Origin of the sequence: Hyphobacterium indicum (assembly GCF_003129605.1) — a bacterium.
Taxonomy (GTDB): domain Bacteria; phylum Pseudomonadota; class Alphaproteobacteria; order Caulobacterales; family Maricaulaceae; genus Hyphobacterium; species Hyphobacterium indicum.
Genome location: NZ_QBDX01000004.1, coordinates 198,023 through 220,567 on the forward strand (window position 1 = coordinate 198,023; position 22,545 = coordinate 220,567).

General features: G+C 62.6%; 23 protein-coding genes and 2 riboswitches. Of the genes, 14 read left to right on the plus strand and 9 right to left on the minus strand.

The window, feature by feature from the left end; genetic code table 11:
* Positions 1–50 precede the first annotated feature (50 nt).
* The 4 genes from DBR16_RS08950 to DBR16_RS08965 all read left to right on the plus strand — a co-directional run bounded on the left by DBR16_RS08950 (position 51) and on the right by DBR16_RS08965 (position 4,304).
* Positions 51–929 carry a uracil-DNA glycosylase gene (locus tag DBR16_RS08950; RefSeq protein ID WP_233347702.1) on the plus strand — a complete coding sequence of 293 codons (879 nt, stop codon included), beginning with the start codon at positions 51–53 and terminating at the stop codon, positions 927–929.
* Positions 930–1,255: 326 nt separating this feature from the next.
* Entirely contained in the window at positions 1,256–2,383 is a 1,128-nt protein-coding gene (locus DBR16_RS08955) for a PA0069 family radical SAM protein (protein WP_109260924.1), read from the plus strand.
* A 203-nt stretch (positions 2,384–2,586) separates the two neighbouring features.
* Positions 2,587–3,156 (plus strand): ribonuclease HII, encoded by a 570-nt coding sequence (locus tag DBR16_RS08960; protein ID WP_109260925.1) that lies wholly within the window; start codon positions 2,587–2,589, stop codon positions 3,154–3,156.
* A 119-nt stretch (positions 3,157–3,275) separates the two neighbouring features.
* Positions 3,276–4,304: a site-specific DNA-methyltransferase gene (locus tag DBR16_RS08965; RefSeq protein WP_109261815.1), complete on the plus strand. Its 1,029-nt coding sequence runs from the start codon at positions 3,276–3,278 to the stop codon at positions 4,302–4,304.
* Here the strand turns inward: DBR16_RS08965 and DBR16_RS08970 are convergent.
* On the minus strand, positions 4,301–5,368 hold the full coding sequence (locus DBR16_RS08970; protein ID WP_170108334.1) for an A/G-specific adenine glycosylase: 1,068 nt from the start codon (positions 5,366–5,368) through the stop codon (positions 4,301–4,303). The two genes, DBR16_RS08965 and DBR16_RS08970, sit on opposite strands and share 4 nt — an antisense overlap.
* Positions 5,369–5,415: 47 nt before the next feature.
* On the opposite strand from DBR16_RS08970, the gene DBR16_RS08975 reads away from it, so the two are divergent.
* The 9 genes from DBR16_RS08975 to DBR16_RS09015 all read left to right on the plus strand — a co-directional run bounded on the left by DBR16_RS08975 (position 5,416) and on the right by DBR16_RS09015 (position 13,581).
* Entirely contained in the window at positions 5,416–5,934 is a 519-nt protein-coding gene (locus DBR16_RS08975) for a DUF721 domain-containing protein (protein ID WP_161539454.1), read from the plus strand.
* 4 nt (positions 5,935–5,938) lie between these two features.
* Positions 5,939–6,697: a DsbA family protein gene (locus DBR16_RS08980; protein WP_161539455.1), complete on the plus strand. Its 759-nt coding sequence runs from the start codon at positions 5,939–5,941 to the stop codon at positions 6,695–6,697.
* On the plus strand, positions 6,697–7,419 hold the full coding sequence (locus DBR16_RS08985) for a thioredoxin domain-containing protein (protein WP_109260928.1): 723 nt from the start codon (positions 6,697–6,699) through the stop codon (positions 7,417–7,419). The genes DBR16_RS08980 and DBR16_RS08985 overlap by 1 nt, the downstream gene beginning before the upstream one ends.
* A gap of 55 nt (positions 7,420–7,474) precedes the next feature.
* On the plus strand, positions 7,475–10,909 hold the full coding sequence (gene smc / locus DBR16_RS08990) for a chromosome segregation protein SMC (protein ID WP_109260929.1): 3,435 nt from the start codon (positions 7,475–7,477) through the stop codon (positions 10,907–10,909).
* 104 nt (positions 10,910–11,013) lie between these two features.
* The gene (locus DBR16_RS08995; RefSeq protein ID WP_233347704.1) at positions 11,014–11,352 is read left to right on the plus strand and encodes an AtpZ/AtpI family protein; all 339 of its coding nucleotides are present in this window, start codon (positions 11,014–11,016) and stop codon (positions 11,350–11,352) included.
* Positions 11,353–11,362: 10 nt separating this feature from the next.
* Positions 11,363–12,148, plus strand: a complete 786-nt coding sequence (locus tag DBR16_RS09000) for a F0F1 ATP synthase subunit A (protein WP_109260930.1) — start codon at positions 11,363–11,365, stop codon at positions 12,146–12,148.
* A 48-nt stretch (positions 12,149–12,196) separates the two neighbouring features.
* Positions 12,197–12,433 carry a F0F1 ATP synthase subunit C gene (locus DBR16_RS09005; RefSeq protein ID WP_109260931.1) on the plus strand — a complete coding sequence of 79 codons (237 nt, stop codon included), beginning with the start codon at positions 12,197–12,199 and terminating at the stop codon, positions 12,431–12,433.
* Positions 12,434–12,508: 75 nt separating this feature from the next.
* Entirely contained in the window at positions 12,509–13,075 is a 567-nt protein-coding gene (locus tag DBR16_RS09010; RefSeq protein WP_233347705.1) for a F0F1 ATP synthase subunit B family protein, read from the plus strand.
* Positions 13,076–13,086: 11 nt separating this feature from the next.
* On the plus strand, positions 13,087–13,581 hold the full coding sequence (locus tag DBR16_RS09015) for a F0F1 ATP synthase subunit B family protein (RefSeq protein WP_109260932.1): 495 nt from the start codon (positions 13,087–13,089) through the stop codon (positions 13,579–13,581).
* 46 nt (positions 13,582–13,627) lie between these two features.
* On the opposite strand, the gene DBR16_RS09020 is transcribed toward DBR16_RS09015, so the two are convergent.
* The 8 genes from DBR16_RS09020 to DBR16_RS09055 all read right to left on the minus strand — a co-directional run bounded on the left by DBR16_RS09020 (position 13,628) and on the right by DBR16_RS09055 (position 21,396).
* Positions 13,628–13,939 (minus strand): hypothetical protein, encoded by a 312-nt coding sequence (locus tag DBR16_RS09020; RefSeq protein WP_109260933.1) that lies wholly within the window; start codon positions 13,937–13,939, stop codon positions 13,628–13,630.
* Positions 13,940–14,068: 129 nt separating this feature from the next.
* On the minus strand, positions 14,069–15,643 hold the full coding sequence (gene gcvPB, locus DBR16_RS09025) for an aminomethyl-transferring glycine dehydrogenase subunit GcvPB (protein ID WP_109260934.1): 1,575 nt from the start codon (positions 15,641–15,643) through the stop codon (positions 14,069–14,071).
* Between the two features lie 2 nt (positions 15,644–15,645).
* A complete protein-coding gene (locus DBR16_RS09030) occupies positions 15,646–16,023 on the minus strand; it encodes a DUF2513 domain-containing protein (protein ID WP_109260935.1) in 378 nt (125 codons plus the stop codon).
* On the minus strand, positions 16,020–17,369 hold the full coding sequence (gene gcvPA / locus DBR16_RS09035; RefSeq protein WP_109260936.1) for an aminomethyl-transferring glycine dehydrogenase subunit GcvPA: 1,350 nt from the start codon (positions 17,367–17,369) through the stop codon (positions 16,020–16,022). The genes DBR16_RS09030 and gcvPA overlap by 4 nt, the downstream gene beginning before the upstream one ends.
* A 20-nt stretch (positions 17,370–17,389) precedes the next feature.
* Positions 17,390–17,755 carry a glycine cleavage system protein GcvH gene (gene gcvH / locus DBR16_RS09040; RefSeq protein WP_109260937.1) on the minus strand — a complete coding sequence of 122 codons (366 nt, stop codon included), beginning with the start codon at positions 17,753–17,755 and terminating at the stop codon, positions 17,390–17,392.
* A gap of 18 nt (positions 17,756–17,773) precedes the next feature.
* Positions 17,774–18,868, minus strand: a complete 1,095-nt coding sequence (gcvT, locus tag DBR16_RS09045) for a glycine cleavage system aminomethyltransferase GcvT (protein WP_109260938.1) — start codon at positions 18,866–18,868, stop codon at positions 17,774–17,776.
* A gap of 47 nt (positions 18,869–18,915) precedes the next feature.
* Positions 18,916–19,016: riboswitch (glycine riboswitch) on the minus strand.
* 3 nt (positions 19,017–19,019) lie between these two features.
* Positions 19,020–19,110: riboswitch (glycine riboswitch) on the minus strand.
* Positions 19,111–19,169: 59 nt separating this feature from the next.
* Positions 19,170–20,933: an arginine--tRNA ligase gene (gene argS / locus DBR16_RS09050; RefSeq protein ID WP_109260939.1), complete on the minus strand. Its 1,764-nt coding sequence runs from the start codon at positions 20,931–20,933 to the stop codon at positions 19,170–19,172.
* Between the two features lie 4 nt (positions 20,934–20,937).
* A complete protein-coding gene (locus DBR16_RS09055) occupies positions 20,938–21,396 on the minus strand; it encodes a hypothetical protein (RefSeq protein WP_233347706.1) in 459 nt (152 codons plus the stop codon).
* Between the two features lie 199 nt (positions 21,397–21,595).
* Between DBR16_RS09055 and ispH the strand changes: the two genes are divergently transcribed.
* A complete protein-coding gene (ispH, locus tag DBR16_RS09060; RefSeq protein WP_109260941.1) occupies positions 21,596–22,543 on the plus strand; it encodes a 4-hydroxy-3-methylbut-2-enyl diphosphate reductase in 948 nt (315 codons plus the stop codon).
* Positions 22,544–22,545 lie beyond the last annotated feature (2 nt).

Consider the following 22,545-nt stretch of genomic DNA (forward strand, 5'->3'; position numbering starts at 1 on the left):
TCTATGATCTGTCATAGCTTAGCTGTTCATATTCAGCTAGGGCACATTACGTGTCCGATCCAGCCGAAAGCCGCATGTTCCAGACGATGCCCGACGCCGATACACACGCCCGCGCCCTCAAGGCTCTCACACTCTGGTGGGAGGATATGGGCATCGAGGCCGATCCCCTGCCCGTGGCCCGGCCGAAATTGCCCTCACCGTCTCCCGCGCCAAAATCCCAATCGCGCGATCCGCTGCAAGCGCCGGAAAAGCCCGCCATCGCCACCCCGCAGGCCGCACGGGCCGCAGGCTTCGGCACACCCGATGGCGATCCCGAAGATGCGCGCAAGGCGGTCGCAAATGTGCGGACACTGGACGAGCTGAAGGCCGCGATTATGGCCTTTGACGGCTGTGCGCTGAAACGCACCGCGCGCAATACCGTTTTCTCGCGCGGCAATCCTGCGGCGGACATCATGATTGTCGGCGAGGCCCCGGGCCGCGATGAGGACGAACAGGGCAAGCCCTTTGTCGGCAAGTCCGGTCAGCTGCTCGACCGGATGATCCGTGCTTCCGGCCTCGACCCGGAAACAGACGTCTATATCTCCAACATTCTCAACTGGCGCCCGCCCGGCAACCGCACCCCCTCGACCGAGGAAATCGCCATCTGCCTGCCCCTGATCGAGCGCCATATTGCGATCGCACAACCGAAAGTGCTGGTCTTCGCCGGCGGGGTCTCGGCGCAAGCCCTCCTGCGCGCCACCACCGGCATCATGAAGCTGCGCGGCCGCTGGGCCGAATACCGTTTCAAGGACGCGGACGGCGAAGCCGGTGACCACATCCCCGCCATGCCGCTTTTCCACCCGGCCTTCCTCCTCCGCCGCCCGCAGGAAAAGGCCCGCGCCTGGCGCGACTGGCTGGAAGTGGTGAAGAAGGTGGAGGGGGCGGACTAACACCCAACATCCTTTCAACATTTTACATCGTCATTCTCCGGCTTGACCGGAGGATCTGAACCCAGAGCGCCCGGCAAAGAGGTCCTCCGGTTAAACCGGAGGATGACGCGCGTTGACGTTCGCACGGATGACGGAGTGGGTGGTACTTCCCGCACTATTCGCACCCATGCGTCACCCGCTCCCGCAAGGGTGAGGGGCAAAGCGCGACGGCGCGCCCGCAGCGTTTCCAGCTTGCCTGGAATAAGCGAGGAGCGACGGTCCGGATGGACCGGAGTATCAGCATAAGTGTTCTTGATTTGTTCGCTTGATAGGAACATAATCCTGTCATGTCGAAAGCCCCTCGCACGCCACCCTGCCTGAACGCCGATCTCACCGGTGACCCCCTGCCCGCGCCCCTGCAGCCACGCGGCCGCGGCGCGCGCTCCAACCGCAGCAACCGCTTCGAGGACAAGGCGTATGAGCCTTTCGACGATGGCTGGCGCGACACCGACCCGCAGCCGGAACAATTGCGTACGGTTACGCTGATTGATTCCTCACGCTCCATCGTCACGCGCAATCATTCGCCGGATATTTCCTTCAACCAGTCGATCAACCCCTATCGCGGCTGCGAACATGGCTGTGTCTATTGTTATGCCCGGCCCAGCCACGCCTATTGGGGCTATTCGCCGGGCCTTGATTTCGAAAGCGTCATCTTCAAGAAGCCCGAGGCCGCGAAACTGCTGGTCCGCACCTTCATGGACCGTAATTACCGGCCCGAGCCCATTGTGATCGGGGCCAATACCGATTGCTATCAACCGGTCGAACGCAAGGAGGAAATCACCCGCGATATTCTGAAAGTCTGTGCGGAATTCCACCATCCGGTCAGCGTCATCACCAAGTCCGCGCTGATCCTGCGCGACCTCGACATCATCGCGCCGCTGGCGAAAAAGGGCCTGTTCCGCGCCGCCATCTCCATCACCACGCTGGACCGCAAGCTGGCACGCGACATGGAACCGCGCGCCGCCACGCCGTCGCGGCGGCTGGAGACGGTGAAACAGCTCGCCGGGGCCGGCATTCCCGTCACCGTCATGGCGGCGCCGATGATCCCGGCGCTCAATGACCGCGAGCTGGAAGCCATACTGCAGGCCGCCGCCGAAGCCGGGGCCGTCTCGGCCGGTTATGTGCTCCTGCGCCTGCCCATGGAGATCAAGGGACTGTTCAAGGAATGGCTGGCAACGACGCGGCCGGATTCAGCCTCGCACGTCATGTCGCTGGTGCGTCAGACCCGCGGCGGTGCGGAATATGATTCAGCGTTCGGGAAAAGGCAGCGTGGCGACGGCCCCTATGCCCGCCTCCTCGCCAGCCGCTTCCGGCGCGCGATTGAACGCTATGGCCTGAAGACGCGCGGCCCGGGCCTGCGCTGTGACCTCTTCGAACGGCCGCTCGGCCACGGCAACCAGCCGAGCCTGTTCTAGCTTGAGGACGATGAAAAAAATTGCGCCTCCCTCCGGCTTGACCGGAGGGGCTCTTTGACATCGAGATCGTCCGGTCAAGCCGGACGAAAACGGAGAGAGTTGGCCACCTCATGGCGAGGTGCCCGGCGCAGACGGCTCTCGAACCACGTGCCCTCTGTTGGCCGGGGTTTTTACGCAGCCACCAATCAGGCTAGCTATGGCGCATGGACAGAACAGACACCATCGCCGGCATCGACGAGGCCGGCCGCGGGCCGCTGGCCGGGCCGGTGGTGGCGGCGGCCGTGATATTGCGGGAGCCCATCGAGGGGCTGAACGATTCCAAGAAGCTGAGCGAAAAACGCCGCGTCGCACTGGCGCGCGAGATCCGCGACACCGCCCTGTTCGGCATCGGCATTGCCGAGCCGGAAGAAATCGACCGTATCAATATTTTGCAGGCGACCCTGGTGGCCATGCGCCGGGCCGCCCTCAATCTCGGCGAAATCCCGGCCGAATTCCTGGTCGACGGCAATCGCACGCCCGGCCAGCTGCCCGCCACTGCCAGATTTATCATTGGCGGGGACGGCCTCGAACCGGCCATATCCGCCGCCTCCATCATCGCCAAGACCGTCCGCGATGATCTGATGATCCGGGCCGCAGAACGTTGGCCCGCTTACGGATTCGAGGGCCATAAGGGCTATGGCGCGCGCACGCATCTGGAGGCGATCGCCACGCACGGCCCCTGCCCGATCCACCGCATGAGTTTTTCACCCATGCGCCAACCCGCATTCGTTTAACCGCCCGTTAGGCCCGAGGCGCGAGTCTGGGCCGCTAACAAGGTTAATCCGGGTGGAGTAAAGCAGTGACCAGCCAGCTGCCAGTGAACCAGATTCTGCAAGGCGAGTGCGTGGAGATCATGCGCTCCCTGCCCGATGAATGCATTGATCTCGTCTTTGCCGATCCGCCCTATAATCTCCAGCTCGGCGGCGATCTCCACCGCCCGGACAATTCCAAGGTCAGCGCCGTCGACAATGACTGGGACCAGATCGGCAATCATGATGATTACGATCTGTTTTCCTGCGCCTGGATGGAAGAAGCCAAGCGTATTCTCAAACCCAATGGCGCGATCTGGGTGATGGGCGCCTATCACAACATTTTCCGGCTCGGCACCTTCCTTCAGGATATGGGCTTCTGGATCATGAATGACGTGATCTGGCGCAAGACCAATCCGATGCCGAATTTCAAGGGCACGCGCTTCACCAATGCGCACGAAACCCTGATCTGGGCGGCCAAGACCAAGGACGCCAAACCCACTTTCAACTATGCCGCCATGAAGGCGCTGAATGATGGTGTGCAGATGCGCTCCGACTGGGTGCTGCCGATCTGCTCCGGCGGCGAACGCATCAAGGCCAGCGATGGCAAGAAGGCGCACCCGACCCAGAAGCCGGAAGCCCTGTTGCACCGCGTCCTGCTGGCCACGACCTCACCCGGTGATGTCATCCTCGATCCCTTCTTCGGCACCGGCACCACCGGGGCGGCCGCCAAGCGGCTGGGCCGAAAATTCATCGGTATCGAGCGCGAGGACGCCTATGTCCGGGTCGCCACCGAGCGCCTGGAAGCGATCCGCCCGGCGGCGTCGGAATCACTGGCGGTCACCCGGTCGAAACGCGCCGAAGTGCGCATTCCCTTCGGCAATCTGGTCGAGCTCGGCCTCGTAAAGCCCGGCGACACGCTCTACTGCCCGAAAGGCAAGCGCACGGCCCGCGTGCGCGCGGACGGGTCCATCCTGTCCGGCAAGATTGAAGGCTCCATCCACAAGGTCGGCGCGGAAATCCAGAATGCCCCCTCCTGCAATGGCTGGACCTTCTGGCATGTCCGCAAGAAGGGCGCCTATGCCCCGATCGACACGCTGCGGGCGGAAATCCGCGCCGCGATGGAAGCCTAGACCGCGGCCAGAACCGCCTTCTTCATGACACTCGGCAAGGCCAGTTCGCCGATCTCGCGGACAGCATACCAGCCGCCTGTCTCCGGCTCCCATCCGCCAGCCGCTTCGGCGCGCCACAGTCTCATTTCCAGCGAGAAGTGGGTGAAGACATGGGCGATCACGGCCATTTCTTCCCATTCGGCCTGCAGCGGCGCCGCCGCGCGGGCCTCGTCCATGTCCCAGTCCCGGGTCCGCCACTCGGTCGAGGGCACTTCCAGCATGCCGCCGAGCAGGCCTTTCGGCGGACGTTTGCGCAACCAGATCCGGTCACCGCGGAAGACCGCAAATCCGACCGCCCGGCGATGCGGCTTCGCGGTCCGGGCCGGTTTCACCGGAAACGCCTCGGGCCGTCCCTGCGCATGAGCGGCGCACTCTGATTGCCAAGGGCAGGCGGCACAGTCCGGCGAACGCGGCGTGCACACCGTCGCGCCGAGATCCATGATGGCCTGTGCATAATCGCCGGGCCTGTCCGGGTCCGCGAGCGCCGCCGCAACCCGTTTGATCACAGGCTTCGCCGTCTTTACCGGATCCGGCATGGCGCAGATCCGCGTGATCACCCGTTCGACATTTCCATCCACCACGCTGGCCGGCAGGTCAAACGCCGCCGCGCGGATCGCCGCTGCCGTATAGGGGCCGATCCCGGGCAGGGCCAGCAGCGCTTTCTCGCCGGACGGAAAAGTCCCGCCCGCCGCCGAGACCGCACGGGCGCAGGCGAGCAGATTGCGGGCCCGGGCATAATAACCCAGCCCCGCCCAGGCAGCGAACACCTCGTCCTCGTCCGCAGCGGCCAGGTTTTCAACCCGCGGCCAGCGCTCCAGGAATTTGTACCAGTAGGGTGTGGCGTGCGGCACAGTGGTTTGTTGCAGCATGATTTCCGACAGCCAGACCGCATAGGAATCGGGTGTCCGGCCCGCTTCGCGGTCTTCCGGCCGTATCCGCCAGGGCAGGCTGCGGCCCTCGGCATCATACCAGGCGAGGAGCCGCTTTCGCATGCGGGCAATCGGAAAATCGGATTCGGTTTTCATGGCGAACAGACTTGTCTTGCCAGCGCGCACAGGCAACGATGATTGTCATGACAAGCTTCCGCCGCCCGACCCCTCTGGAAACCCTGGCCGCGCGCTATCTCAATGAGCGCCGGGGCAAGGCAGCATATCGCGGCGCGCCGCCCGCCGGGCAGGCAGCGGCGAAAATCCTCAGACCGCTTTCGCTCAAATTCGGGCCCGGCACAGACCGGCTGGCCGAACACTGGAGCGAAATCGTCGGTGACCGCCTCGCGGGTTGGTCGGCGCCGGAAGCCATACGCGGCGGAACATTGTATATCATCGCCAAAGGCCCGGCCGGCGCGCTGATCGAAGCGGACGCGCCGAGGATTCTGGAGCGTCTGAAAACCCTGTCCGGCCCCTCGGCACCCGGCCGGCTTCGTGTCAAACAGGGCAATCCGAGCACCACCGGCCCCGGTTCGCAACGAAATGTGAGCCGCGAAGTGAAAAAAGACATGAGCGAGGGGGTAGAGATTGACCCGGATGCCCGGCTATCCTCTGCGCTGAAACGTTTCGAGCGGGCGAATGAGCGCCGCGAACGGGGAGAATGAACGCATGACCTTAACACGCCGGGCCATGGCCCTCACTTCGATGGCGACTGCTGCCCTTCTTGTGGCCTGCGGCGGTGGCGGATCCTCGTCCTCGGGCGGCGGCACGCAGTTCGAACGCGAAGGTGACCGCGCCCTCGGCTCCGCCGATGCACAGGTCACGGTGATCGAATACGCTTCGACCTCCTGCCCGCATTGCGCGGAGTATCACGCGGAAGTCTTTCCGGCGATCGAGGCGCGCTATATCGACACCGGCCAGGTCCGCTATGTGTTCCGCGAAATGCTGACCGGTGAGCCGCGTCTGGCACAGGCCGGCTTCATGCTGGCGCGTTGCGCCCCTGAAGACCGCTATTTTGATGTGATTGATCTGCTCTTCCAGCAGCAACAATCCATCTTCCAGGCGGCTGGCAGCCCGACCGGCGCGCGCAACGAATTCTGGAACATCGCCCAGACCGTTGGCATGACGCGCGACCAGTTCAATGCCTGCATCACCAATGCCGAATTGCGCGATGCGGTGAATGACGCCCACAATCAGGCCATTGAGGACGAGATCGACGGCACTCCGCGCTTCGTCATCAACGGGCATATTCTGGATGCCGAACGCTCCGGCGGCCAGCTGGTCTATTACTGGAATGGTGCCCCGCTGATGATCAATGGCGAAACCGTCCCGGCCACGGTGGACGAGGACACCTTCATCCGCATTTTTGATCATTTCGTGGCCGAAAACGGTGGCGCACCCACAGCAGACACTCCGGCGGAGGACTAATGTCTATCAGGCTTCTGGCACTTGCATTTGGCGCGCTCCTGATTGCGGGAAGCGCATCGGCACAGACACCGCATCCCGGTGAGGAACGGCCGGATGACCGGGCCATCGGTGAAGCCGATGCGCCGATCCGGATGGTGGAATATGCGTCGGTCGCCTGTCCGCACTGCCGCTCCTGGTATGAAACCGTCTGGCCCATGGTGCAGGACGAATTCATCTCCACCGGCGAAATGCGCTTCATCTACCGCGAAATGCTGACCGGCCAGCCGCAACTGGCGGCCATCGGTTTCATGATTGCCGATTGCGCACCGGATGATCAGTATTTCAACGCCCTGCACCTTCTGTTTGAAACCCAGACAGAGATTTTCAGCCTCGCTCAGGAGCAACAGAGCACCGCCCCGGTCTATTACCGTGTGGCCGAAGCGCTTGGCCTGTCAGAGGACGAGGCCAATGCCTGCATCGAGGACGAAGCGGTGCAGCAAGGTGTGCTGGCGCGCCATCAACAGTCGATTGAAGATGGCGCAGGCGGAACCCCGGCCTTTTTTATCAACAATTATCTGCTGACAACTGATCCGACCCCGGACGGATTAGCTTATGTATATCATGTAGATGGTGAGCCATTGATGCTGGATGGCGATCTGGTCCCTTCTACACATGATGCAGACACATTCCGCCGAATCATTTTGTATCTGGCCTATGAGCACGGTGAAAACACCGGCGAATAGGATGGGTTAGACGGCAGCCACAAGGCGTAGGACCGTCATACAGGGACGGGACTGCGTGGAATTCAACTCACTCAGGCTGACCGGCTTCAAGTCGTTCGTGGACTCGACCGAACTCTCGATCGAGCCCGGCCTGACGGGCGTGATCGGGCCCAATGGCTGCGGCAAGTCCAACCTGCTGGAAGCGCTGCGCTGGGTGATGGGAGCCACCTCCGCCAAATCCCTGCGCGGCTCCGGCATGGAAGATGTCATTTTCTCCGGAACCGATGCCCGCCCCTCTCGCGAACATGCCGAAGTGCGTCTGGTCATCAGCAATGAGGACCGCACCGCCCCGGCCCGTTTCAATGACAATACCATCCTTGAAGTCGTGCGCCGCATCGTCCGGGGGGCCGGGTCGAGCTACAAGGTCAATGGCGAGGAAGTCCGTGCCAAGGATGTCCAGCTCCTGTTTGCCGATGCCGGCACCGGCGCCAATTCACCGGCCCTCGTGCGTCAGGGGCAGATCAGCGAGCTGATCAATGCCAAGCCGGAAAACCGGCGCAAGGTGCTGGAGGAAGCCGCCGGCGTTTCCGGCCTGCGCGCCCGCCGCCATGAAAGCGAATTGCGGCTCAAGGGTGCGGAAACCAATCTCGACCGCTTGCAGGACGTCATCGACGAGCTGGAATCGCGCCAGGCCGATCTCGAACGCCAGTCCCGTCAGGCGGCGCGCTACCGCAAGCTGTCCGCCGACATCCGCGCGCTCGAAGCCGCGCTTTGGCTGCACCGCTGGCGCGAAGCCGAAGCCGCCGTGCTGACTGCCTCCGAGGCGCTGGAGATTTCCGGAGCCGCCGCCAGTGAAGCCGCAGAGGCGGCCGCCTCGGCCAGCCTGGCCGCGGAAAAGACGGCGGCCGATCTTGATCCCTTGCGTCAGGCCGAAGCCGAAGCCAGTGCGGCCCTGCGCCGGGTCGAACGCGAGCGCGACACGCTCGACCGCGATGCCGCCGATGCCGGGCGTCAGGTCGCCGCCCTGGAACAGCGATTGCACGATCTGCGGGCCCAGATTGATCGCGAAGGATTGATTGGCGAGGACGCGGACGCCGCCATCAACCGCATTCGCGATGCAATCGCCGCCCTCCAATCCGAAGCGGCTGGCGAAGCAGAAGCCATGGAAACGGCCGCCGCGCTTCGGGACACGCAGGACGCAGACCGGCTGGAAAAGCAATCGGCGCTGGACGATGCGTCTAACGCTTTCGCGGCCATCCGCGCCGAACGCGATGCCGCCGCCCGCAACAAGACCCAGGCCGAACAGCGTGTGTCCCGGCTCTCCATGGAGCGTGATCGCGCCAATCAGTCTTTTGCGCTCCTTGGTCAGGGCGATGAAAGCGATCTGATGGCCGTCATCAAGGCGGCCGAAACCGCCGAATTGCAGGTCGAGACCGCCCGCAAGGCCCGCGACGAGGCCGAGGCCGCCCGGCTTGAAGCCGAAAGCATCGAACGTTCGGCGCAGGATCCCCTGAATGCGCTGCAGTCGGAAGCCTCGGCACTGGAGCGCGAAATCGCGACGCTGACACGCCTGCTGGAACAGGACCATGTCGAGGACCGCGCCCTTGATTCCATGCGCGCCGCACCGGGATATGAAAAGGCGCTGGGAGCCGCACTCGGCGACGACCTCGAAGCCTCGCTCAATTCCGGGTCTGCCCGCCATTGGGGCGGCAAGGCGACTCAGGCCGGGGAATTGCCGGAGGGCTGCGAGCCATTGACGGCCTATGTCGAGGCCCCCGCGGCCCTGTCCGCCCGGCTGCAGGCCATCGGTATCGCCAGTGCCGACACGGCAGCGGATCTCGCCACCCGGCTGCGGCCAGGCCAGCGCATTGTAACGCGCCAGGGCGATCTCTGGCGCTGGGATGGCTATGTCTCGCGTGCCGATGCGCCGTCGGCGGCAGCCGCCCGGCTGGAACAGCGCAACCGCCTCGAAACCGCCCGCCGGGAAGCGGCCGCGCTGGAAGCGAAAATTCAGGCCGCATCGGATGCGGTGGACGAGGCCCGGCTGGCCCTCGCCCAGGCCCGTGAATTCGAACGCAAGATGCGCGAACAGGCCGCCAGTGCCGAACGAGCGGCCCGTGAAGCCCAGTCGAAAGCCGCCGGAGCGCGCGAAAAGGCGGCCCGCGACAATGAACGCCGCGCCGCCCTGTCGGCAGAAATCGACCGGCTGACGGCCGAGTATGAGGACGCCCGCACGCAGCTGAAAACCGCTGAAGCCGCACTGCAGGATGATACCCGGCTGGCCCGGGCGCAGGACGATCTGTCAGCGGCGCGTGAAGCCGCCGATCAGGCCCGCGCACGCTTTGACGAAGCCCGTCAGGCCTATGAAGACCTGGCGCGCGCCGCCGCAGACCGGCAGCGGCGGATCGCAGATCTCGGCCGCGAGGAAGCCGAATGGCAAAGCCGCGCGGCCAGTGCGGAACAGCGTCTGGCCGAATTGAACGAAACCAGATCCGGCACCGAAGCCGCGCTGGACACCGCCCGCCTGAAACCGGGTGAGATCCGCAGCCGGCTGGAGAAAATCGGCGAAACCCTCGCCGACGCCACACGTCTCGCCGAAGAGGCCCGTGACCGCGCAATGGGTGCCGAGACCGCGGCCAAGGCATCGGATGCCGCAGCGCGCGCGGCCGAACGCGAAGCCTCGACGGCGCGCGAAAGACGGGCCGCCGATGAAGCCCGACTGGCCGCGGCCCGCGAGCGGCTGGATGAAACCGATTCGCGCCTCAGGGAAGCGACGGGTGAAACCGCCCTCATCCTTGCCGAACGGGTTGAGCCGGCCTTCGAGAAACTTGATCTCGAGGATCTGGAGCGCAAGCTGGAGGGCGCCCGCCAGTCCCGCGAACGCCTCGGCGCCGTCAATCTGCGGGCCGACCAGGAAGCCGCCGAGCTGAAGGAAAAGCGCGACGAACTGGTCACCGAACGCGATGATCTGCTCGCCGCCATCGACCGCCTGCGCAAGGGGATTGATGCCCTGTCGCGTGAAGGCCGGGCGCGGCTGCTGGAGGCTTTCGAACGAATCGATCAGCATTTCCGCCAATTGTTCGAGACCCTGTTCGAAGGCGGGCATGCCGAGCTGGCCCTGACCGAAAGCGATGATCCGCTCGAAGCGGGGCTGGAAATCTTCGCCTGCCCGCCCGGCAAGAAGATGGAACGCATGTCGCTGATGTCCGGCGGTGAGCAGGCGCTGACCGCTTCGGCATTGATTTTTGCGGTCTTCCTGTCGAACCCGGCCCCGGTTTGCGTTCTCGATGAGGTCGACGCCCCGCTCGATGATGCCAATGTGGACCGCTATTGCCGTATGCTCGACGAAATGCGGCGCCTGACGAAGACGCGTTTTCTGGTGATTACTCACAATGCCCTCACCATGTCGCGCATGGACCGGCTCTACGGAGTGACGATGGCGGAACGCGGGGTTTCGCAGCTGGTTTCCGTTGATCTCGCACGTGCAGAACAGCTCATTGCCGCCGAATAAAATTCGGCAATAAATTCATAAAGATAAATGGCACACACCTGTGCTTGACTTGCCCTCCCCCCTTGTCTAGCTTGCGCGCGCTTTCCGGGGGTCCGGGAAGCGCCATGATCATGATGTCCAATCGCGACGAACCAGACCGGAGCAATCCTGAAGATCGACTGGCCGATTTCGAGAAAAGGCTTTCCGCCCGCCTCGAATCCCGGAATGCGGAAGATCGCAAATATGACCGCCCCAGACAGGGCTGGGCCATAGGATTGCGTTATGGGACTGAGTTCATGGTTGGTGTGTTGGTAGGGGCGGCAATCGGCTATCTGATTGATCGCGTTTTCGACACCCTTCCTTTCGGGCTTCTGATCGGGACATTTTTGGGTTTTGGCGCGGGCACGATGAACGTCGTTCGCGCCGCAAAAGAACTGAGCGAACGCGCATTGCGCGACAATTAAGGGGCCGGACGTGGCAGACACGAACCCGATCAAACAGTTCGAGATACATGAAGTCGCACCGCTGGAGATTGCGGGCCTCAATCTGGCATTCACGAACTCCGCTTTCTTCATGTTGCTGGCGACCGTATCGGTCACCCTGCTGATGGCATTGGCCACCAACAAGCGGGCGCTGGTACCGGGGCGTGGCCAGTCCATTGCCGAAATTCTCTACGGTTTCGTGGCCGACATGGTCCGGTCATCGGCCGGAAATGAAGGCCTGCGCTTCTTCCCCTTCGTCTTCACGCTCTTTATCTTCATTCTTGCGGGCAACATGTTCGGCATGTTCCCCTATCTGCCCCTGCCCATCCCCGGCGTGGACAATCACGGCTTCACCATTACCAGCCACATCATCGTCACGCTGACCCTGTCGATGATGGTGATGGCCATCGTCGTCGGCTTCGGCGTGTACAAGAACGGCTTCAAATTCCTGAAACTCTTCGTGCCCGCTGGCGTACCGCCCATTCTCTATATTATCGTGACGCCGATTGAGGTGATTTCCTTCCTCTCGCGTCCGATTTCCCTGTCCGTGCGTCTGTTCGCAAACATGCTGGCCGGTCACATTCTGCTGAAAGTGTTCGCGGGCTTCATTGTCATGCTGGGGGCTGCCGGCGCAGCCTGGGGCATTGTCGGCATCCTGCCGTTTGCGATGGTCATCGGACTGACGGCGCTGGAATTCCTCGTGGCCTTCCTTCAGGCTTACGTCTTCGCCATTCTGACTTGCATTTATCTCAACGACGCGCTTCACCCGGCGCACTGACGGGTTTAGCCAATCTATCTAACCGGACCGCTTACAAGGAGCTCCAAAATGGAACAGGGTCTTATTGATCTCGGAAAATACATCGGCGCTGGCCTCGCTTGCCTCGGCATGCTGGGCGCCGCCATGGGCGTGGGCAACATCTTTGGTTCCTTCCTTCAAGGTGCCATGCGCAATCCTGCCGCTGCCCAGCAACAGTTCGGCACGCTGATCTTCGGCTTCGCCGTGACGGAAGCCCTCGGCATCTTCTCGCTGCTGATCGCGCTTCTGCTTCTCTTCGTCGTCTAGGACGGCAAATCCCGATTGGCCGCGGGCGCTTCTGCCCGCGGCTGACGCTATTGTGCTAACGGAAAGAGTCGTCCCATGACGCTCATTGCGCTGATGAATCTGGCGGTCACCGCGGCTGAGGAAGCCGGCGGCGGAGAGCATGAAGCCTCCGGCGCCTTCCCGCCGTTTGATCCGACCTATTTTGCCTCGCAGATCTTCTGGCTCCTGATCACCTTCGCAGCGCTCTACCTGCTGATGTCGCGCTGGATTCTGCCGCGGATAGGCGGGATCATCGAGGAACGCCGCGACCGCATCGCCGACGATCTTGATGCGGCCCAGCAGATATCTGCCGAAGCCGATCAGACCCGTTCCGCCTATGAGCAGGCGCTGGCGGATGCCCGTGCCCGGGCCCATAATCTGGCCGCCGAAGCCAAAGCCGCCATGGACCGGGAAATCGCGGATGAGACCGCCGAGGTCGATGCCGAGATTGCCGCCAAGTCAGCCGAAGCCGAGAAAACGCTGGCAGACGCCCGCGCCAAGGCGCTTGCCGAAGTGCGGAATATCGCGGCGCCCACCGCCGCAGAGGCTGCCAACCGGATTGGCGGCCTGGCGGTGACGGAAAAAGACGCGGATCAGGCCATCAAGGCCCTCGAAAGCCGGTAGGAGAACAGCCTATGACCTATCTTCTGCAGGACACCTCCTTCTGGGCCATGCTCGGGGTCGTCATTTTTTTCGGCATTCTGGTCTGGGCCAAGGTGCCCGGCATTATCACCAGGCAACTCGACACCCGCGCCGACAAGATCCGCAATGATCTCGACGATGCCCGCCGGATGCGGGAAGAAGCCCAGGAATTGCTGGCCAGCTTCCAGCGCAAGCAGCGCGAGGCTGAAGCCGAGGCCGAAGCCATCATCGAGCAGGCCAAATCAGACGCGAAACATCTGCGTGAAGCGGCCCGGACCGAGCTGGCGGCCCGCCTCGAACGCCGGACGGCACTGGCAGAACAGCGGATCGCCCAGGCCGAGGCCCATGCCGTGGCCGAGGTCAAGGCCCTCGCAGCCGATCTGGCAACCGATGCGGCCGCCCGTCTGATCGCCGAACACACAAAGAAGGCCGATCACGCCGAACGCCTGAAAGCCGACCTCGCCGATCTCGAGACGCGGCTGAACTGATCAGCGTTACCAGCTAAAAGAAAAGCCCCGCTCGAGCGGGGCTTTTTTATGTCGGATTGGCCGGTTTTTCGTCTTCCGGATCATCATCCTTCTCGCCAAAGGCCCGTTTGACCCGGTTCCAGAAGCCGGGATGGCGCTTCAGATATCCGGTGATCATCCGGTGCGCCCGCGGCGAGCTGCCCGCCAGCATCAGCGTGCCGATGATAAAGAGCGGGACACCCAGCGGAATGGGCGTGACCGCCAGCGGTATGGCAATGATCATCAGGGCCAGGCCGAGTGCTATCCCGACCATGCGCAGAACGGTGGCAATGACGCTGCCCAGCGGCGTCTTGCTCATATTGTTCAACGCATCATTCATTCGGGACTTTCCTGCTCCCTGACATAGATGGGCCTGCCTAGAAAGTGATCAAGATCAACGCTAGGTCCATAACGACACAATAGCAGCGAAAACGACCGAATTCGGGCGAAATGCAGTGCTAACTGTTGATTATTCCGCGGCTTCCGCGACCGGCGGTGTCCAGCGCAGCACCGGTTGGCGGGCCGCCCGCGTCTCGTCCAGACGCCGCATCGGCGCATGCACAGGTGCCGCCCTGAAACGGTCCGCATCACCGGCGGCCGCCGCAGCCGCAAGCCCCAGAAGCACATCACAGAAACGGTCCAGACCGGATTTTGATTCGGTCTCGGTTGGCTCGATCAGCATGGCCCCGTGAACGACCAGCGGGAAATACATGGTCATCGGGTGATAGCCCTCATCGATCATGGCCTTCGCAAAATCGAGCGTGGTCACGCCGGTATCTTTAAGGAAGCGGTCATCAAACAGCGCTTCGTGCATGCAGGTCCCGTCAAAGGCCGGGGTCATGACATCCTTCAGCCGCGCCAGGATATAGTTCGCATTCAGCACGGCATCTTCCGACGCCTGCTTCAGCCCATCCGCGCCATGGCTCATCATATAGGTCAGCGCCCGGGTGAACATGCCCATCTGGCCATGGAAGGCGGTCAGGCGGCCAAAGGGCCGCGCCTCGCCATCGGCATCACCGTCATTTTCCGCCATTTTCAGCTGTGCGCCATCGGCGGTTTTCACGATGAAGGGCAAGGGCGCAAACGGGGCCAGTGCTTCGGAGAAGACCGTCGGGCCCGAGCCCGGACCGCCGCCACCATGCGGCGTGGAGAAAGTCTTGTGCAGATTGATATGCATCGCATCGATGCCGAGATCGCCCGGACGGACACGCCCGACAATGGCGTTGAAATTCGCCCCGTCGCAATAGAAATAGCCACCCGCCTCGTGGATCAGATCGGCAATTTCCTTGATGTCGCGTTCAAACAGGCCGCACGTATTCGGATTGGTCAGCATGATGCCGGCGACATCATCGCCCAGCTTGGCCTTGAAGGCCTCCATGTCGACCCGGCCCGTCTTGTCAGCCGGAATTTCGTCGGTGAAGAAGCCGCACTGGACCGCCGTCGCCGGATTGGTCCCGTGCGCTGATTCCGGCACCAGCACGCGGCGGCGGCCGGTTTCGCCGCGCGCATCCAGCGCCGCGCGGATCGCCATCATGCCGCATAATTCGCCATGCGCGCCGGCTTTCGGGCTCATCGCCACGGCCGGGGTATTGGTCAGCACCATCAGCCAGCGGGCCAATTCCTCGATCAGCTTGTAGGCGCCCTGCACCGTCTTTTCCGGTTGCAGCGGGTGGATGTCGGCAAAGCCCGGCAAGCGCGCCATCTTCTCGTTGAGGCGGGGATTATGCTTCATCGTGCACGAGCCCAGCGGATAGAGCCCCAGATCGATCGCATAATTCTTGCGCGACAGGCGCACATAATGGCGCATGGCTTCCGGCTCGGCGAGGCCCGGCAGTCCAATCGGGCCCTCGCGCTTCATCGTCCCCAGACGGTTCAGCCCGCCCTTCGGCGTTGGCAGATCCACACCGGTGACCTCCAGCGATCCGCGCTCGAACAAGAGCGGCTCGGCCTGGTCCAGCCCGCGTGAGCCGGACAGCGTCTCATAGCCGCCGGGATCGATATCATGCTCGATACGCGTCGGACGGCCTTGTGTGTTCATGCTCATTGCTAGAACTCCAATCCGGTATGGTTCGATATCTGCTTTTTGATGATGCTGATGGCTACATCTCGCAGCACGTCAACAGAGAAGCCTTTTCCTTTTTCGGCGACATCTTTGGTTCGCTCCCAAACATCTGCATCTCGAACGGCTTCTAGGTATTGGTAACCATCATAGGTAACACCTTGGACAAAAACTGCGTCTTCCATCCAAGACAGCTTCTCATCTCTCAGAAGCCCCCCTTCCATCATGAGCTCAACGTGAGCTCCGACCACCGGAATATCATGATCGGGAAAGTCGCTTTCTGACCAAGTGATGCTCTGATTTGCAGGCATCTCGGCTTCTGCTTTCAAGAGAATTTGGCGAACCAGCTCGAGATCCATCTTCATGCCAACACCTCCCGCAGGGCGGTTTCGAACGCCGCCAGATCCTCTGGCGTATTGGTTTCCGTGGCCGCGACGATCAGCACATCGTCCAGCCCCTCGCCCGGATACAGGCGCGAGGCAGGAACACCGCCCAGCACGCCCCGGTCCACCAGCGCATCCACGACATCAGCCGCAGGCTTGGTCAGGCGCAGGGCGAATTCATTGAAGAAAGTATCTGTCAGAAGCTCCACGCCCGCCACCGCGCTCAGCCGGTCTGCCAGATCACAGGCCGTTTCATGGTTCAGCTGTGCCAGCGTCGTCAGGCCTTTTTCGCCCAGCAGCGTCATGTGAATGGTGAAAGCGAGCGCGCACAGGCCGGAATTGGTGCAGATATTCGAGGTCGCCTTGTCGCGGCGGATATGCTGCTCGCGCGTGGAGAGCGTCAGCACATAGCCCCGGCGGCCATCGGCATCAACGGTTTCGCCCGCCAGCCGGCCCGGCAGATTGCGGATGAAATTGCGATCATTCTTGCAGGCAAACAAACCGACATACGGCCCGCCGAAATTGAGGCCGACGCCGATCCCCTGGCCCTCGCCAACGGCAATATCCGCGCCCATTTCACCGGGTGACTTCACCAGCCCCAGCGAGACCGGCTCGGTAAAGACGGCGATCACCAGCGCGCCATGCTTGTGCGCTTTTTCCGAGATCTCCGTCAGGTCATGCAGGCGGCCGAAGACGTCCGGCGTCTGGATCACCACACAGGCGGTTTCATCATCAATCGTCTCGGCAATACCCGCCAGCCCGTCAAGATCGGGCGCGGTAGAGGCCACCGCGATATCCATGTATTTGGCCAGCGTCTTGGTCGTTGCGGCATAATGCGGGTGCAGCGAACCGGCGAGCACCGCCTTCTTGCGTTTCGTGACCCGCGCCGCCATCAGCACGGCTTCGCCGCAGGCGGTCGAGCCGTCATACATGGACGCATTGGCGACATCCATGCCGGTCATAAGCGCGACCTGGGTCTGGAATTCGAACAGCGTTTGCAGCGTGCCCTGGCTGATCTCCGGCTGGTAGGGCGTATAGGCGGTCAGGAATTCCGAGCGCTGGATGAGGTGGTCCACCGTCGCGGGGACATGGTGCTTGTAGGCCCCGGCCCCGACAAAGAAGGGCACGCTGGAGGCCGGCGTGTTCTCGCCCGCCAGTTTCGACAGCGCCCGCTCCACCTGAAGCTCGGTCTGATGCATCGGCAGGTCCACCGGCCCGTCGAGCCGCGCGGCTTCGGGCACATCGGTGAACAGGGCATCAATGGATGCCGCGCCGATCCGCTTCAGCATGTCTTGCCGGTCAGCCGGCGTCAGGGGGAGATATCGCATCCGCTTGTCCTGTTGGAAATCTAGGAGATATGGGCCTGATAGGCGGCGTCATCCATGAGACCGTCGAGCTGGCTTGTATCGCTCAGCTTCAGCTTCACGAACCAGCCACCGGCGTCCGGGCTTTCATTGACCTTTTGAGGCTCGCCTTCCAGCCCGTCATTGACCGCCACGACTTCGCCGGAAACCGGCGCGTAGACCTCAGACGCGGCCTTCACCGACTCGACCACCGCCATTTCATCGCCCTGATCGAAGGATTTGCCGACCTCCGGAAGTTCGACAAACACGACATCGCCCAGTTGTTCGGCGGCATAGGCGGTGATGCCGACCGTGGCGGTGTCGCCATCGACTTTCACCCATTCATGGTCCTTGGTGTATTTCACGCTCATCGCGTCCTCCCCTTGTGGCTATTCGCCCCGATAATACCGTTGTTCGACGAAAGGCATTTTCGTCACCTGTGCCGGCCGCGCCTTGCCGCGCAGCAGAATTTCAATCTCCGTCCCCGGGCTGGCATGATCCAGATCGATATAGGCCATGCCCACCGGACCGCCGACCGTCGGACCGAACCCGCCGGAGGTGACGATTCCGATGCTCTGGCCATCCTTGACGATCTCGGCGCCTTCGCGGGCAGGCGCGCCGGCCATGGTGAAGCCCACACGCTTGCGCGCCGGCTTGTCGGCGAACATCTGCATCACCCGCTTCGCACCGGGAAAGTCGAGGCGCTCGCGGCGTGGCTTGGCCACCGCCCACATCAGCACGGCTTCCACCGGCGTCGTCTCCTCATTCATGTCATGCCCGTAAAGGCAGAGTCCGGCCTCCAGGCGCAGCGAATCGCGCGCGCCCAGACCAATCGGCTTGACCCGCGCATCGGCGAGAATCAGACGCGCAATGGCCTCGGCCCGGTCCGCCGGAATGGAAATTTCAAACCCGTCCTCGCCGGTATAGCCAGAGCGCGAGACCCAAATCTCTGTCCCGTCCAGCGTGAACACACCGCACTGCATGAATACCAGCTTCGCCGCGTCCGGCACCAGCGCGCCAAAAACATCGGCCGCCTGAGGGCCCTGCAACGCGATCAGCGCGCGATCCTCTATGACGCGCAATTCACCCTTTCCGGCGGTATTCCTGGCAATATGGGCAAAATCATCAGCTTTGGTCGCCGCATTGACGACCAGGAACAGGCCATCATCACCGAACGGGCGAGAAACCATCAGATCATCGCGAATCCCGCCCTGCTCATTCAGCAGCAGCGTGTATTTCTGTTCGCCGGGTGCCAGCGCCGAAAGATCCGCCGTGATCAGCTTTTCCAGCGCCGCCTCGTCGCCGGTATAATGCGCCTGGCCCATATGGGAGACGTCGAACAGGCCGGCCGCCGCGCGCGTGTGATTGTGCTCGGCCATGATGCCTTCGTATTGCAGCGGCATGTCATAGCCCGCAAACGGCGTCATCTTCGCACCCAGTGCGGTGTGAAGGTCATAAAGCGGCGTCCGCAGCGTATCGGTCATGGTCTCGGGCCCCGTTACCGGCATGTCCGGATGGTCCGGACGGCCCCCGCTGTCTTGGGTGACCTGAGAGATTCCGCAAGAAGAAGGATGATCCCTCCCTTGCTTGCTCCGTCGGTGGGACGCTCTTTCAAGCGCCCGCTTTCCAGCGTTTCGTCATCCCGCGGTCCATCTGCCTGAGCGTTTCCGGGGCGGTTGCGCCTTCGGCGCCGGCCTTATTTGCCGGTCTCTCCCGCGGGGACGGGAAGTGATGAGGTTTAGAGCGCGCGAATTGAGAGTCAATCGCGCAAAACCGGGAAGCTGTTTACATTTTCTCCGGCGCGTCCAGCCCGATCAGTGACAGCGCGATCTCCAGCTGTTTCAGCGTGGTTTGCGCCAGCATCAGGCGCGAGGCGCGGATGGTTTCATCCTTTTCCGGCAGGATCGGGCAGGCCGCATAGAAGGACGAGAAGGCCTGTGCCAGGGCATAGACATGGTCGCAGACATGATTGGGCGCGCGCAGCTCATAGGCCCGCTGCAAGGCCGCATCAAACCCGTCGAGACGCCGGACCAACGCGGCCTCGGCCGGGTCGGTGATCCGGACAGGTCCGGCTGTCAGCCCTTCCGCTTCCGCCTTGCGCATGATCGATTTCACCCGCACCGCCTGATACAGGAGATAGGGGCCGGTCTTGCCTTCAAACGAGATGAAGCGATCGAGCTCGAAAATGTAATTTGTCGTGCGGTAATTCTGCAGATCGGCAAACTTGATCGCGGCATTGGCGACCATGCGTGCGACACGGTCGAATTCCGCAGGCGCCAGCTCTGACCCCAGCCCCGCCTCATTGAGCCGGGCCTTGGCGCGCTCGAATGCCTCATTGATCAGATCGGCGAGCCGGAAAGTCCCGCCCGCGCGCGTCCGCAGGCGCTTGCCATCCGGCCCGTTCACCGTGCCGAACTTGATATGTTCGAGCGAGCCTTCCTTCGCGAGCCCGGCCTTGTAGGCGGCGCGATAGACCTGTTCGAAATGATCGGACTGGCCCAGATCCACGACATAGAGAATCAGGTCCGGGCCAACCGTGTTTTTCCGGTCCAGAATGGTGGCCAGATCGGTCGTGCCATAAAGCGCCGAGCCCTGCGATGAAACAAGAATGAGCGGCGCCAGCTCCTTCTTGTCATCGTCGCGGGCCACCCGCACTACCCAGGCACCGTCGGATTTTTCGGCCACGCCGCGCGCCTTGAAATCCGCGACCAGGTCCGGGATCAGCTCATTGACATCGCTTTCGCCCTTCCAAAGGTCGAAATGCACGCCGAGCGTATCGAAATCATGTTTCAGCGCCGCGATGGACACGGAAATGAAATGCGCCAGCAGCGCCCGGTAGCCGCGCCGCCCGGCCTGCAATTCGGCTGTCGCCTTGCGGGCCAGCGCCGCACGTTCGTCATCTTCCTTCGCAGCGGCCGCCGCTTGCGGATACAGCCGCGACAAGTCCTCGATCGTGACCGGTGGTTCGGAGGGGTATTCGCCCTCATAGGCTGGATCGAAATAGGGCAGATCCGGCTGCTCGGCCTGCAGCTCGGTGACCAGCAGGCCCATCTGATACCCCCAGTCGCCGAGGTGAATGTCAGACACCACATCGTCGCCGCGAAAGCGGAACAGGCGCTGCAGGCTGTCGCCCAGCACGGAGGACCGCAAATGCCCGACATGCATCGGCTTGGCGACATTGGGGCCGCCGAAATCGATCATCACCTTTCGCGGGGCCTCGACATGACCGGCTCCCGCCCGGTCATCGGCAGCGATGGCATTCGCCTGGCGTTCATAGACGTCCGCGGCTGGCGTGATGTTCAGAAAGCCCGGCCCGGCGATTTCCAGATCGGCGATCATCTCATCGCCACCCAGCTGCGCGGCAATCTCTTCCGCGACGGCCCGCGGCGCCTTTTTGGCCAGCTTCGCAGCCGCCATCGCACCATTGCATTGATACGGGGCGAGGTCCGGACGGTCGGATTCCGTGCACCGGCCCAGTTCGGCAGGCAGGCCAACAGCATCGAACGCCGCACCGATACGGGCGGTCAACTGGTCAACAATAGACGTCATGAGCTCAGTCCTGGCCCTGACCGGCATCCACGCGGAAACGTTGGCCGGCGCGGTTCCATTCAATCTGTTCCGGGGTCAGGTCGAAACCGACAATGATCTCGAAATTGGAACCCGAGGTCGTTTCCCTGGCCCGCGGAATGGAAATGCGATTCAGCGTTTCGGTCAGGAAGACCCGGTCCTGACCCGGTTCGAAGCGCACAGTGATCGGAAATTCCTCGCGATGGATCACGACACTATCGCGGCGCGTTACCGCCACGAAATAGGTGTAGGTATGCTCATTCCCCTGCGCCGCAGGACCACGGCCAAATCCGAAATCAATCTCCAGATTGGCCCTGATCGGCTCGAGCTCGTAATAGCGGCATAGCGAGCGCACACCATTGATCTCCCCGGTGAATCCGACGGAATCAATGGTTGCGGGTTGCTCAGTCAGTTCGACGACACGATGCGCATCGTACAAAGCCAAGGCGGAAGGGCAGGGTCCCGGATTGTCAGGAGCTTCGTTTATGGCACGATCTAACGAGCTGCAGCCAGCAAGGGCAATCGCAATCAGCGGGACAAACAAGCGCATGGGTGATGACTCCGGACGGACGCTTCACTAGATCAGGGTCTTACGATGCCTGATCAGCCGCCGCAACGCCACGACCGCACATGAAGGACAAGAAATGACGCAGGAAAAACGCCCGATGAAAGTCTTGCTGGCCGCGCCGCGCGGATTTTGCGCGGGTGTGGACCGGGCGATCCAGATTGTCGAACAGGCCATCACCAAATTCGGCACACCGGTCTATGTACGCCACGAGATTGTCCACAACCGGCATGTGGTCGAGCGCCTCGAGCGGATCGGGGCGATTTTTGTCGATGAGCTGGACGAGGCGCCGGTGGACCGGCCGGTCGTGTTTTCTGCCCATGGCGTACCGAAATCCGTGCCCGAAGAAGCCCGGCGCCGGGAGATGATCTATATCGACGCCACCTGCCCGCTGGTTTCGAAAGTGCATGTCGAGGCCCAGCGCCATCATGCGGCGGGCATGGAAATTGTCCTGATCGGCCATGCCGGCCATCCGGAAGTCGTCGGCACGCTGGGGCAATTGCCCGAAGGTGCCATCACCCTGGTTGAAACCGTCGGGGACGCCGAAAAATTCGAGCCCAAAGACCCCGCCCGGATCGCCTTCGCGACCCAGACAACGCTCTCCGTTGACGATACGGCCGAGATCGTGGCGGTGCTGCAAAGACGTTTCCCCGGCATTGCCGCGCCGCACAAGGAAGACATCTGCTATGCCACAACCAACCGGCAGGCGGCGGTCAAGACCATGGCCGAACCCTGTGATGTGGTGCTGGTGATCGGGTCGGAAACCTCCTCCAACTCCAAGCGCCTTGTCGAGGTCGCCCTGCGCGCCGGTGCCCGTAAGGCCGTGCTGGTGGAAGATGCCAGCGCCGTTGACTGGTCACTGCTGGAAACGGCGCAGACAGTCGGCGTCACGGCCGGCGCCTCGGCCCCGGAGCAACTGGTCGAGGATCTCATCGCCGCCATTGGCGCGCGCTATGATACGGCGGTTGAAGAATTGCGGGTGACTGACGAGAATGTGGTCTTCAAACTGCCCAGACTGGTTGCCTGATC